Origin of the sequence: Streptomyces sp. OR43 (genome assembly GCF_008042275.1) — a bacterium.
Taxonomy (GTDB): Bacteria; Actinomycetota; Actinomycetes; order Streptomycetales; family Streptomycetaceae; genus Streptomyces.
The window spans coordinates 10,363-22,910 of the sequence record NZ_RDBK01000036.1 but is presented as its reverse complement, the minus strand read 5'-3'; the positions used below and the strand labels follow the sequence as shown (position 1 = coordinate 22,910).

11 protein-coding genes are annotated in these 12,548 nt (G+C 69.5%); 8 read left to right on the top strand and 3 right to left on the bottom strand.

Annotated features, from left to right (window positions below; all coding sequences use genetic code 11):
- Positions 1-30: 30 nt before the first annotated feature.
- Positions 31-390, bottom strand: a complete 360-nt coding sequence (locus EAO72_RS16990) for a hypothetical protein (protein ID WP_148018181.1) — start codon at positions 388-390, stop codon at positions 31-33.
- A 656-nt stretch (positions 391-1,046) separates the two neighbouring features.
- On the opposite strand from EAO72_RS16990, the gene EAO72_RS43120 reads away from it, so the two are divergent.
- From EAO72_RS43120 to tpg, 6 genes are all read left to right on the top strand, one after another.
- Positions 1,047-1,355 carry a P-loop NTPase family protein gene (locus tag EAO72_RS43120; protein ID WP_148018180.1) on the top strand — a complete coding sequence of 103 codons (309 nt, stop codon included), beginning with the start codon at positions 1,047-1,049 and terminating at the stop codon, positions 1,353-1,355.
- Between the two features lie 22 nt (positions 1,356-1,377).
- On the top strand, positions 1,378-1,560 hold the full coding sequence (locus tag EAO72_RS43115; RefSeq protein ID WP_261991524.1) for a hypothetical protein: 183 nt from the start codon (positions 1,378-1,380) through the stop codon (positions 1,558-1,560).
- A gap of 217 nt (positions 1,561-1,777) precedes the next feature.
- On the top strand, positions 1,778-2,257 hold the full coding sequence (locus EAO72_RS16975; RefSeq protein ID WP_148018178.1) for a hypothetical protein: 480 nt from the start codon (positions 1,778-1,780) through the stop codon (positions 2,255-2,257).
- 183 nt (positions 2,258-2,440) lie between these two features.
- A complete protein-coding gene (locus tag EAO72_RS16970; RefSeq protein ID WP_148018177.1) occupies positions 2,441-2,827 on the top strand; it encodes a hypothetical protein in 387 nt (128 codons plus the stop codon).
- Positions 2,828-2,843: 16 nt separating this feature from the next.
- Positions 2,844-5,027 carry a telomere-associated protein Tap gene (tap, locus tag EAO72_RS16965; protein ID WP_148018176.1) on the top strand — a complete coding sequence of 728 codons (2,184 nt, stop codon included), beginning with the start codon at positions 2,844-2,846 and terminating at the stop codon, positions 5,025-5,027.
- Between the two features lie 6 nt (positions 5,028-5,033).
- The gene (tpg, locus tag EAO72_RS16960; protein ID WP_148018175.1) at positions 5,034-5,591 is read left to right on the top strand and encodes a telomere-protecting terminal protein Tpg; all 558 of its coding nucleotides are present in this window, start codon (positions 5,034-5,036) and stop codon (positions 5,589-5,591) included.
- Positions 5,592-5,914: 323 nt separating this feature from the next.
- Here tpg and EAO72_RS16955 read toward each other — a convergent pair whose 3' ends face one another.
- Positions 5,915-6,553, bottom strand: coding sequence for a helicase associated domain-containing protein (locus EAO72_RS16955; RefSeq protein ID WP_410090386.1), 639 nt, complete (start codon positions 6,551-6,553; stop codon positions 5,915-5,917).
- On the opposite strand from EAO72_RS16955, the gene EAO72_RS44070 reads away from it, so the two are divergent.
- Complete coding sequence (locus EAO72_RS44070) at positions 6,522-6,593, top strand: hypothetical protein (RefSeq protein ID WP_410090384.1); 72 nt, start codon at positions 6,522-6,524, stop codon at positions 6,591-6,593. The two genes, EAO72_RS16955 and EAO72_RS44070, sit on opposite strands and share 32 nt — an antisense overlap.
- Positions 6,590-8,527 (top strand): DUF3732 domain-containing protein, encoded by a 1,938-nt coding sequence (locus EAO72_RS16950; RefSeq protein WP_148018174.1) that lies wholly within the window; start codon positions 6,590-6,592, stop codon positions 8,525-8,527. The genes EAO72_RS44070 and EAO72_RS16950 overlap by 4 nt, the downstream gene beginning before the upstream one ends.
- A 242-nt stretch (positions 8,528-8,769) precedes the next feature.
- On the opposite strand, the gene EAO72_RS16945 is transcribed toward EAO72_RS16950, so the two are convergent.
- Complete coding sequence (locus tag EAO72_RS16945; protein ID WP_148018173.1) at positions 8,770-11,436, bottom strand: DEAD/DEAH box helicase; 2,667 nt, start codon at positions 11,434-11,436, stop codon at positions 8,770-8,772.
- Positions 11,437-12,548: the final 1,112 nt, after the last annotated feature.

The window sequence follows — 12,548 nt, the reverse complement described above, 5'->3', positions numbered from 1 at the left end:
TTGCGGCGGCGGCTGCCTCGCCGAGCCGCCTTACTTCCCGGGGGTCTGCGGCTCGGCCCGGCGCCCCCTGCCGGGTACCATGGCGAAGACCGCGAAGGCCACGCCGAGCAGACCGAAGATGATCGCCATGTTTCCCTTCGTCTGGATGCCCGCCTGCCGCACGGCGGTCTCTCTCTCCCAGAGCGCTGCGCCCTGTTGATTGGCGGTCTGGTACTCGGCCAGGCACTTCATGTGCGGCTGAGTGGGTGCAGCGTCGCGGTCTGCTTCGCAGCGGGAGTCCTCGAAGCGAACCGATGTGCCGCCGTGTTCGCCCTGTGGCTCATCGGCCGCCTTGGAGGCCGCGTCCATCGCGACCGCAGACAGGATCACCGCCGTGATCATGCTGATCATGGCCACGACGATGCACAAGAGGGCTCCGGCACTACGTCCTTGGGATGTCATGAGCGGGAGAGTACCGACAGGCCCGAACTGCTGTTCATCCGGCGGTACTTGTTGACTCGTACGCCCAGTGTGCCCGAATCGCCCTATGCCCCCCTGTACCTCGCCCGCCCGGACGCCCCCCCGGCGTTCCCGATCCGGGCCGGGCCCCGGGGCCCGGCCCGGCCACGGTCCTGGCAGGACATGTACGCGCCCCGCCGTCACGGCAGACGGGTCTGCCCAACCGGCCCGCGTACGCACGGCCCTGCGACCACCCCACTGCGCCGGGGCAGTTGCAGGGCCGCCGCTGTTTTTGCCTGCGCTGCGGCACGATCGCCGGCACCGTGCCACGACACCCTCCGCGGCGCGCGCCCGAGCCCCGCGCCAGCCGGGATCCAGGTCTCGAAGCCCGCCGCCATCAGCCGGCCGTACCAAGGGGGAGACCTCGCCGATTGGAGAGGTGTGTTCGGCGAGGCCTCACATGGTCGTGCGGCAGCTGGCCGGAACGGTGTGCGCCTGGGTGAGCTCGAGCCTGCCGAGGATGTCCGCCGGCTTGCTTTCCGTGCCCGGCCCACCGCCCGCGCGGTGCGCTACGAGCTGTCCACCGTGCCCGGCCCACCGCCCGCGCGGTGCGCTACGAGCTGTCCACCGCGCCCGGCCTGCCCGGCGAGCCGCCGCGCCATCCCAGTGAATTCGACCGCCTGCTGAAGACGGCACCGGCCGAGCGCCCCCGTACTTTCCTCGTGGACCAGGCCCAGTGGCTCAACGGCGAGGCGTCTGAGTACGTCCGCTACCTGTGGGACGAACCCTCAACCCGCCTCGCATTCATTTTCGTCGGCGGCGAGGGCTGCCACACTGCTGCGCCGCGAGCCGACGCTGTCGTCGCGGATCTTTATCCGGCAGCACTTCGCCCGCCTCACCCCGGCCGAGGCCGGTGAGACGATCCCGCTGTTCCACCCGGTGTGGGCAGACGCCGACCCCGATGACATCGCTCTCGCCGACCAGCGTGCCGCGCACAACAACTTCCGTGACTGGGCCCGCCTCACGGCCCACGTGCGTCTGGCGCTTGCCCGTACGGGCCGGCCACGGGCGGACCGGGAGGCGCAGCGGTGGGCGTTCGGCCGGCTGGGCGGCTCCGCCTGATGCCGCCGCACGCGGCCCGCGGCTCATCGCCCGTGTCTGGGAGCACCGGTGGAACACGAGGAGGCGGTGGGCCTGCTGGACCCGATCAACACGCTCGGTGAGATCGCCGTGGACGTTCTGCTGTGCGGCCCCGCTGCCTCCCGGTGCTGCCCGCCCCGCACGGCACCGCGCACGGCGGACCGTTCACCCTTCACCGCGGTCATGGACCGCGGACGACGTGCGCGTCACCCGCACCGTGCCGGCCGCCCACCACCGGGCGGTGGGACGGGTCGTCATCCATCCCACCGTCAGCGGGAGCTGCCGGCTGCTGTGGCATGACGTCCTGCCCGCCGTGGCCGACGGCAAGCCCCCCAGAGCCTCCTCCCGCGCAGCCCGCGGAACCGAACCCGCCAAGGAGTACTCAGCGCACGCCGCCCTGAAAGCCGCGGCCGTGCACCAGCTGACCCTCCTGCGCGCGCACCGCAGGGGACTGGGCGTAGGGGCGGACCCGGTAGCCCTGCACCAGGCCACCGGCACGGACGTGATCACGGTGCACCATGCCGAACTGCCCGCGGACCTGGCGCATCTGCTGCACCACTGCGATCACCGCATCGTCGACAGCTTCACCGCGATGGCGCAGCTGCACCCGCCGGCACCAGAGCTCCCCACACCCGGACCTGCCGCGAGCGGCATCGCCACCACGCGAGCCCGCGGCTGATGCCGGGCCCGACGCCGAACCCGCGGCCGGCAGCTTCACCCGGCCGCCGGCAGGACCGCCACCAAGGCGCTCCGGCCTGTCGCCGGATGCGGCCGGCCGGTGTCGGTGACAGGCCCCCCAGACCACCTCTATGCAATGAAACAACGATCCGTTGTTTCATTGCATGCACGGTAGAGTGACGGCATGGCAGCTGATGCTCAGGACACCGCCCGCGCGAGACTGTCCGCGTTCGCGGAGGATTCCACCGCCGGCTGGACAACCGCGCACCATCTGGAACAGGACCTTGCGCTCCTGCGGCGCCTGCTGACGGCCGCCGCCAACCATCAGCAAAGCGGCAAACACCATCCCGACGTGACAACCGATGATGTGGGTGCTGGGCTGAGCCTGTTCGACGACATGCGCGTGACGTTGGACTGGCTGGAGACCCAGGTGGTCATCGAGGCCCGGCGCCGCGGCATGGAGTGGCGGCAGATCGCCCAGCACCAGGGTCTGAACTCGTCCCAGGCAGCTTCGCAGCGCTACCAGCGGCTGGTGACTCGCCTCGAAGAAATCCGTCAGGGCATCCGGTAGAGGAGTGGAACAGGAGATGACGGACCAGCCGCAGGAATTGTTCACTGCCGTCGACGCGCTGCTCGCCGCCGTCGATGACGGCGGCGTGCTGCCCTCTCTGGACGATCGGGTCAGGCTGCGAGAGGCGGCAGGGCTGACCCAGGCCGCCGTCGCTCAGGCCCTCGGCGTACGGGTTCCCAGCATCCAGGCATGGGAGGCAGGCCGTGCCGAGCCGAAAGCCGAACGCCTTGAGGCCTACCGCAGGCTCCTCGACGGCCTTTCCCGGCGATATCCCGCTTCCGCCACACCGCCCGGCAGCAAGGACACCGCCCCGCCGCAGCAGCATGCCGGCACACCCCTCGCGCCGCCGACGCCGCCTGCCGCAGCCGCGGCACCGCCCCGCCCGGCGGCAGGCCGCAGGAGCCAGCCCTCGAAGCGTCCGGACGGGAAGCAGACCACCCCCATCAAGGACACCGCCGCAGTCGCAGACCCACGGTTTGCCAACGGGCCGCTCGCGGTCGTCGATGTCGACACCGACGGCCATGCACTCGCGTATTGCGTCGGTGGCCTGGTCCTGGACGTGCCCGCCAAGTCCATCCCGGCCCTGGCCGACTGGACGCTCAAGGAGGCCAGGCTCGGGGCGCCGAAGCTGTCCGGGCCGGGCAAGGACGCCGACCCGCTGCTGGTGCTCACCGAAGCGGCGCTCAAGCGCTACGGCCTTCCGGTCACCCTCACGGACGAGGAACGGCTGGCCGGGCGGATCCCGGAGGGCCACAAGGTCATCAAGCAGCTGGTCCGCGCGGAGTGGAAGCTGACCAAGCGCGGATTCGGGCCGTGGGCGCGGATCTACCGCCCCGCGACCGGTTCGGAGCGGGCCTGCGTGCAGATGTGCATCCCGTCGTGGAACGCACTGGACTCCCGCCACTGGGGCGAGGCCGCCCACCTCCCGCCCGCCGAACTCGCCCGCGTCCTGGGCACGTACGCGGCCCGGGTGATGACGCCGCGCGGATCGACCGCGGTGACCGGCCTGGAGCTGATGACCGCGCTGCACCCGCCGACACGGGCCTCCGAGCCGGACGCCGACGGCAGGCGGCACTCCGAGCACAACCCCGGCAGCCTGGGTAAGAACCCGGTCGACTGCGCCCCGTGCGAGGCCCCCGACGGCCACCCGCTCCTCAAGGACCTGCCGCGCTTCCACACACGCGGCCCTGGGGAGAAGCTGTTCGAGGAGGCGTACGACTGGGCGCGGCCGATGACGGATGCCGAGTGCACCCTGCGCCACCTGGTCGGCATCGACGTGAACATGGCCTTCGCCGCCGGCGCGAACGGCCTGGTCGTCGGCCTCGGCGCGCCCACCCATGTGAAAGCGCCGGTGTTCGACGCGAAGCTGCCCGGCTCCTGGCTGGTCGACCTCTCCCACGTGAATCTGTCACGGGTGAAGGCCGGCAAGGACAAGTGGGCGGACCTGGACGCGAGTCTGCTGCCCAGCCCCTTCACACCCAAGGGCGAGCAACCACAGGGCCCGGCCTGGTACGCGACACCCACCGTCGCCTACGCGGTGGAACTCGGCTACGACGTCACGCCGCTCGAGGCGTACGTCCGCTACGACAACGGCCGCTACCTGGACGGCTGGTACAACCGGCTCCGCGACGCCTTCCTTGCCACGATGGCCGACCTCGGGGTCCACACGGACCTGGCACCGGCCGACTTCCTCGCCGCGATGGACGGCTGGCGGCAGCCCGACCCGGACCTCGCGATCGTCGTGGACGCAGTGAAGGCGACAGTGAAGGGCGGCCTGGGCAAGCTGCGCGAGCGACCCCGGGGCGAGGGCTGGAAGCCGGGGCAGCCGTGGCGGGCCCTTGCCCGCCCGACGTGGCGGCCGGACATCCGCGCGGCGGTCATCTCCCGCACCCGGATCAACCTCCACCGCAAGATCGTCAAGCACGCCGCGTTCACCGGCCAGTACCCGGTCGCGGTCCTCTCCGACTGCGCCGTCTACGCAGCCAACGGCACCAGCCCCCTGGATTTCCTGCCCTACCGGGACGGCAAACCGCTGCCCGGCGGGTTCAAACTCGGCATCAACCCCGGCCTGGTCAAACACGAGGGCACCCAGAGCCTCCTGTGGGGCGAGGAGGTCCGCGAACGATTCGACGCCCCGGCACTCAACCTCGCCCGCTACATCAAGGACGGGCAGATCACGGACAAGGACAGCGGGGAGTAGCAGGCGATGAGCATGTTCGCAGACAGCCTGGACCAAGCGGTGCAGCGGGCGTTCACCCGCCCGGCCCCGAAGTCAGCCGGCGCCCAGATGCGGTACCTGGTCAAGCAGTACAAGGGCACCAGAGCGGTCGCCCAACTGCTCCGGATCTCCCAGCGCACCGTCGAGCGGTACGTGAAAGACCAGATCAAAAAGCCCCGCCCGGACCTCGCCGCGCGCATGGACCGCGAAGTGAAAGCGCGCTGGCAGCCACACATCCGGGCCAAGGCCAAGGAACGGGCAGCGACGACCGGCGGCATCGTCATCGACACCCGCGCCCGGCTCGGCTACACCGCCCCGATCGGCTCCACCGACCAGGACCGCATCCGACACCTGACCGTCGCCCTGCCCCCGCAGTACGCGGCGCGCCTCTTCGACGCCCAGGAGGCCGGCACCACCGACCAGCAGCTCCAGGAGATCGCTGCCGAAGCACTCAAGGAGATCTACTTCCAGGACAGCGGCCGCCGCGCCGGAAGCCTGGAAGAGGTCCGCTTCACCGACATCGAGCACCTCGACTTCGACCTGTAGATCCCGAACATCCGCGAGCCCCCTCGACAGCATCATGCTGCGGTCAGAACCGCTCGGCCGCGCGGAACTCGATGCCCACGACAACGGAGGCGATCTCGTCCTTGCACCACTTCTCGGGGGAGTCGTGATTCACCAGGCCGCCGCATAGGCCATGCGCAGCAGTTCCGCCCCGGTGCGGTCACGCATCAGCTCGTCCATCCGCTGCGCCCGCGCCCGGCCCCGTACGGCCTGGGTCTCGCGCTCCCCCCGTCACCGTGCCGCCATGGCCGTGGTCCCCCTGCCCCTGTGCGTCCGACAACGCGGGCCGGACGGAACCGTCGTCCCTACTGCCGGACAGGGCCAGGCACCGCCGCAGCCCTCGCCCAGGGCACACCCAAGGCAGCGAGGGCGACCTGCTGCTCGGCAGCGAGCTTTCCCCACCTCGCGCGGGCGTTCGATGTCCATACGCCCAGCTTCACGGTCACCGGTTCCATCGCGCCGTCGACCGCGATCTCGACGGCTGCACCCCTCGGTACGGGCCGGTCTGCACCTTCCCGCTCCACCCACTGCGTGAGGGCAGCCAGGCCCCGCTGGAACGCCTGTTCCGCCTTGCTCGGGCCATTCGTCGCACGCGCAACCGCCGGCGCTGCAGTGGGCCGCACGACGGGTTGTACGCCCACCTTCGACAGCCGCTGCTGCTGCTCGATCGACAGCTGCGCCCACGTACCCGGCCGGGACTGCCGTTGGAGCCACTTGCCCAAATCGTCGCCCTCGAACACCACCCCCGGCTCGATGGCCGGCAGGACGCCGTCGGCGCCGACGAGGTCCGCCAGGACGCGGTAGTGCCGCTGCCAGTCCAGCGGCCACGGGCAGTCCCAGTCCCCTCGCGCCATCCCTGCCCAGCTCCGTGGCGAAGCGCCCATCGCGCTCGCGATCCAGAAAGCGGCCGGCATGTTCGGCCGATGGCTGCCAACCGCCGGCAGCACCTCCACCACACTGACCTTGCTCGGAGTGCGTCCGTGACCTGCCAGATCAGCAGCATCGTCTTGTACGGCAAGCAGCCCGACCAGGTGGAAATCCTCCCCTTCACTCCAGGCAAGCTGAGCATCGTCACCGGCGACTCCCGCACCGGCAAGACATCCATAGCCACCATCACCGACTACTGCCTGGGCAGCACCAACTATCCGGTTAAGGCCGGCGTCGTCCGCGACTTCGTCCAGGCATACGCAGTCCAACTGGTAGCAGGAGACCGGCAGCTGTTCACCGCCCGCCCGGCCTCCGCCACCACAACTGCGGCGCCGCGCCTGTGCCTGATCTTCCAGCCAGCAGGCTCCCCGCCACCGGCCATCGATGAGCTCGACTTCACCATCCCGCTCGATGTTGCCCGCAACATGATCACCGAGTTCTGCGGCATCGACCGCAGCGTACGCATCCCCACACGCGGCACGGTGCTCAACCCGTCGATCCGACACGCCCTCTTCTTCTGCTTCCAGGGGCAGAACGAGATCGCCAATCCCGAGCAGCTGTTCCACTCACAGGGCCAAGAGTGGAGGTCCTCTGCGATCCGCGACACGCTTCCGTACTTCCTCGGTGCGGTCGACCCCGCCCAAGCAGAACTCACCGCGCGCCTGAAGACTGCTCGTCAGGACCTCAAAGCCCACGCACAAGAACTCGCAGAAGCCAGTCGGCGCACCCACGCCCCAGGCATGGCCCGCGCACTGGTAGCCGAGGCCATCCAAGTCCAGCTCCTCCCGCCCCAGCCCGAGGAACCGGATCTCCCCACCACCCTCGCCCTCCTCAGCGAAGCAATCGAGTCGGCTCCCCAGAACCTCACCGACCTGCCCAGCGAGGACCCGCTGGCGCTCCTGGAGCGTGAACGGGAGGGCTTGCGGACCCAGTACAACCGAATCCGCGCCCAGATCGGCGATCTGAAGGCACTGCTGTCCGACAGTGGGGACTACCTCGGTGCCGCCCGCGACCAGCACGACCGCCTGGCCTCCCTCGGCCTATTCACCATCCGTCCCGATGACCCGGAGCAGGCGGCCTGCCCGCTGTGTGCCTCCCCGGTCACGTCGGCCCATGACATCGCCACCCAAATCCGCGACGACCTCGCACGCCTCGACGACGACGTCGAATTCGTCTCCGACGACACCGCCCGCACGCGCACCCTGATCGAGGAAGCCCATGAACAGCAGCGCGACATCAACGCCGCGCTGGTCCGCAACCGGCAGGCACAACAGGAACTGGCCGCCGGCATGAGACAGGCCAACGCGCTGGCGAATCAAGCCCTGCGCGCCGCGAGCGTCCAGGGACGCATCAGTCTTTACCTCGAAACCGCTGCCCTCGCACAGACCGCACCCGCCGTGCGTGACCGGACAGCCGCTCTCACACAGCTCATCGGGGAACTCGAGGACGCCCTCGGCGAGGACACCCAGGCCGACCGCCTCGCGAGCTTTCTGTCCCGGATCAACCAGAAGATCACCACCAAAGCCCGTGCCCTGCGCCTCGAACATTCCGAACACCCGATCCGCCTCGACCTCGTAAAGCTGACCGTCGTCGCAGATACCCCGCGCGGCCCTGTCCCTCTCAGCGATATGGGAAGCGGTGAGAACTGGCTCGGCTATCACATCGCAACCCTGCTGAGCCTGCACGAATGGTGCACGGAGCAGAATCGCCCCCTGCCGCGCTTCCTGATCCTGGACCAGCCATCGCAGGTGTACTTCCCCTCCGACTACGACGGGACTGCTCCCGAACTCCTTGGCAACGATCGAAACATGCTCCTCCGGGCATACCAGGTCATCGCCGACACGGTCGAGCTGCTCTCCCCTGGCTTCCAAGTCATCGTTATCGAGCACGCGGACCTGGACGGAGAGCCCTTCCGTAGTGCTGTCGTGAGGCGCTGGCGCGGCACCGGAACCGGACTGGTCCCAAATAGCTGGATCGACACCGCCGGCTGACGGCCGTGGGGCGCAGCACGACTACGACCAAGATGTGCGGGTGGAGTCTGGGCGAGGTGGCGGCCGACGGGTCCGGAACGGGACGATCGGTGCGGCCGCCGGGATGCCGGCGAGAACCTGATGTCCTCGCTCATGACGGCAACATGGGTTGAGAGCCGCAGGTCGAGAGGGTCGGCGCCGTGCAGTACACCCATGCGCGAACCCCGGGTCTCAGCGGTGCCCGGGGTTTCGCACACTCCGGCTCACGCCCAGTTCATGCCGAGCTTCCGTAGTGCTTCCCGCTGGTCGGCGTCCAGGCGGTCCCTCCTGCATTTCGTGTTAGAGATCCATATGCCGAGCTTGACGGTCACCGGCGCCGCCTCGCCGTCGACCACGATCTCCACGACCGCGCCCCGCGGGACGGGCCGCTCCGGGCCTTCCCGTTCCACCCACTGCGCGAGGGCTGACAGGCCGCGCTGGAACGCCTGCTGCGCCTTGCTCTGGTCCTTCGCCGCACGAGCGGCTGCCGGGGCGGGAGTGGGGGCCTCAGCGGGCTGCACGCCCAGCCTGGTCAGTCGCTCCTGCTGTTCGGGAAGGAGCCGCGCCCAGGTGCCCGGCTGCTTCTGCTGCTGAAGCCATTTGCCGATGTCGTCGCCGTCCATCAGGACGCCGGGCTGGATCTCGGGCAGGCTGCCGTCGGCGTCGACAAGGTCGGCGAGGACGCGGTAGTGCCGCTGCCAGTTCAGCGGCCATGAGCAGTCCCAGTCCTCATCGACCGCGGCCAGCTGCTGCGCGCGCACGGCGGCCCGTTCCGCGTCCTTGCCGAGGCCGCCCTTGCGTCGGAGGTTGGCGAGGTGCTGCCCGATGGGCACCATCGCCTCGCCCTCGCCCCACACCGCGTCCTGACGGGGAGCGAGGTGCCCGGTGGCCCGGCGGTAGGAGCGGAGCGCGGCGAGCTTGGTCTCCCATGCTTCCTCGCCCGGCTCCCAGACCATCCCAGCCTCCGGCGCGTCCAGGAGGGTCTTGCGCCGCTCCTCCAGTTCACCTGCCCGCAGGGCCTTCCGCTGCTGGTGCACCCACCTGCCAAGCGGAAAATCCTTCGTCACCCCTACCTGGACCTCGACGTCGTAGGGCACGGCGTGGACGCCGGTGATCTCGTTCTCCTTCCGCCATCGGATGAGGGCCTGGTAGCCCTCCAGCCACACCAGCGACTCCGGGCGGTAGACCCGCGTTCGGAGGAACGCGGCGATGGTCGCGGCGTCGCGCGGGCTGGAGAAGTGCAGCAGGGCGGCTTCGGCGGCGGCCTGGGTGTCGTCGTCCTCCTGGTCCTCGCCGTCGCTCTCGCCGCCAGCCCCCACGATCTGCCCGTCCTCGTCACGCCGGACGTGGACCTTGCGCTTGCCGCTCGTGAGCGCCCGGGAAGCGAGCTGCTCAACGAGTCGGTCATCATGCGAGCGCAGGCCCTGGAGGACCGCTACAAGGGGGCGAAACGAGGCGCTGGCGACCATGTCGGTCGGGTCCTCGTTCGGCTCCAGGAAGACCGGCACGATGATCCTGGCGACCTTGGTGGAGCCGTCCTTGTTGAGTCGGAGCGCCCGGCCGATGTTCTGCACGATCTCGACCTGGGAGCCGCGGGTGTCCGCGAAGCAGATCGAGTCGACTCCCCGCTCGCCGGTGATGTCCACGCCTTCCCCGAGAACGCGACAGCTGGCGAGGAAGGCGCGGTGGACCCGGCGCCCGGCCGCGTCGATGCCGTTGGCGAACTGCCGCAGTACCTCGCGCCGCTCGGACACGAGGTGGTCCCCGCACAGCCACGCCGACCACACCCGGTCTGGCGGGACGTGGCGGCCGGCCTCCAGCTCGTAGAAGATCGCGTCGATCGAGGACTTCGGGAGCTTGTCGGCGGCGGCCAGATCGGCGTCGGAGGCGTCGTTCAGGTACAGCTCGGCAGCCGTCTCGGGCAGCTTGTCAGCGAACGCGCGGGCCTCTTCTACCTTCTGGTGGAACGTCATGACCGTACGCAGGTTGTACGCGGCGGCGTGCTCCAGGAGCGCGGTCTGCAACAGGGCCAGACGCCGGCCCCGCTGCGCCTCCTCCGACTCCCCGAGAACCGGCGAGGGATCGCGGATCTCCAGGACGTCGATCTCGAATCCGGCAAGGATTTCGCGCTCGATGGCCTCGCTCAGACCGAGCTCCGCGAGCCACGCGCCGTAGGTGCCCTCCGGGTCGTCCGACATCGTCGCGAGCTCCACCTCCTGGCCGTCCGCGCCCTTCTGCGGGCGGGCGGCGGCGAGGATGCGCGGGGTCGCGGTCAGGTAGAGCCGGAAGTCCGCCGGGATACGGGCGTTGTCGTGGATCGCCGCCCACGGACGGCCAAGATCACCAGCGGTTCCATGGGCCTCATCCACGATGGCGAGGTCGAACCGGTCCATCTGCTGGCCGTAGAGGCGCTCTCCGCCCGCTAGAGCGGCTTCCAGCGGCCCGCGAACCTTCCGCTGGCCCACGGGAGCGTCGATGTCCTCGCGGTCCACGAGAGAGGCGTACGTGGCGAACACGATGACCGGCCCGTGCCCGGCCCACAGGGCGAGCTGGATCGGGTTGGAGGTGGTGCGCACTCCCAGCTCGCTCAGCACCGCGTCGTTCTCCAGCGAACACACCGCGACCATCGGGGACCGGTGACCGACCGCACGCCACGCCTGGGCAGTCTGTGCGAGCAGGTCTAGGGTCGGCACGGTCACGAGGAGCCGGCCGTCCGCAAACGACTCCAGCGCGCACGCGGCGGCCGTGATCGTCTTGCCCGAGCCGGTCGCTGACACGATCGTGCCCCGGGCACCCTGAGCGGGCACAGACAACCTTGTAGGAAAACCGACCCACTTACGGAAAGCCGATTTCTGGTCGACCTGGTGTTCCTTGAGCTGAATCGAAGACATTCCCTCGTCTCCCTGCCGTGTAATGAAGTACCTCTTGAGCGAGGTGCGCATAAGGGGCGCGGTCCCTAGCGGGATCTGCGACTGATGGGTTTGATGTGGCCTCGATGCATGATGGCTCGCACGGACACCTCGAAGGCTCGGACGGCTGCTCCATGCTCGGCACGCGCGGCCTGCCAACTTTCGCGTTGCCCGTACGAGGCTCGGAGGCGTTCGTAGGCGGTGATCAGACGAGAAGCCTGAGACGCAAGGTGGTCACTTCCAGGAGTCATGAAGAACCGAGTAGCCACCTCGTACCGGAGCGGCTCCAGAGGTGGCAGCTCCGAGTCAGGTTCCCCCGCTGGGGACACGTCCAGCATTTGCCCGCATAACCGGTTGTACATGGAGGAGAGATCAACACTCGCCCCTAGGAGTCGGGATAGATCTTCTTTGCGCCTTTCAACCCGGCGTCTTATTCCGTCACCGAGAAGAACCAGGGATCCACCAATAACAGCCGCAAGTAGAGCCACCAACTGCTCCATGACACTCTCCCTTAAGGACTTGGGGTGTCCAGCGTTTTCGCCAAAGGTACATGCTGCATCAACTTGATGCACGAACTACACTGGAACCCACGCGAACGAGTGCCCCCCACCCCTCATAGCCAGCCCCGGCCCGCGGCAGCGGGCCGTTGGGTTGGGGAGCGCAGCGGACCGGCCCAACCCGGTGCGGAGCGAAGCGGAGAACCGGTCAGGCCGGGCGAAGACCGGCCCGGCCTGGGAGCGCAGCGGACAGGCCGTCACCACCCCGGCGCAGCCGGGGTGGTGAGCACCTCGCGCAGCGAGGTGCAGCGCGAACCGCGGAGCGGGAGCGCAACCACCGGGCGCAGCCCGGTGGTTCGCTTACCCATCGCGCAGCGATGGGGTACCCGCTCCGCGGTTCGCGCTGCACCTCGCMSKGCGAGGTGCTCACCACCCCGGCTGCGCCGGGGTGGTGACGGCCTGTCCGCTGCGCTCCCAGGCCGGGCCGGTCTTCGCCCGGCCTGACCGGTTCTCCGCTTCGCTCCGCACCGGGTTGGGCCGGTCCGCTGCGCTCCCCAACCCAACGGCCCGCTGCCGCGGGCCGGGGCTGGCTATGAG

Excerpts from the sequence above, each read along its gene's own strand:
- EAO72_RS16945 (WP_148018173.1), bottom strand. The coding sequence starts at position 11,436 with ATGTCTTCGATTCAGCTCAAGGAACACCAGGTCGACCAGAAATCGGCT.
- tpg (WP_148018175.1), top strand. The coding sequence starts at position 5,034 with ATGAGCATGTTCGCAGACAGCCTGGACCAAGCGGTGCAGCGGGCGTTC.
- EAO72_RS16970 (WP_148018177.1), top strand. The coding sequence starts at position 2,441 with ATGGCAGCTGATGCTCAGGACACCGCCCGCGCGAGACTGTCCGCGTTC.
- EAO72_RS16990 (WP_148018181.1), bottom strand. The coding sequence starts at position 390 with ATGATCAGCATGATCACGGCGGTGATCCTGTCTGCGGTCGCGATGGAC.
- tap (WP_148018176.1), top strand. The coding sequence starts at position 2,844 with ATGACGGACCAGCCGCAGGAATTGTTCACTGCCGTCGACGCGCTGCTC.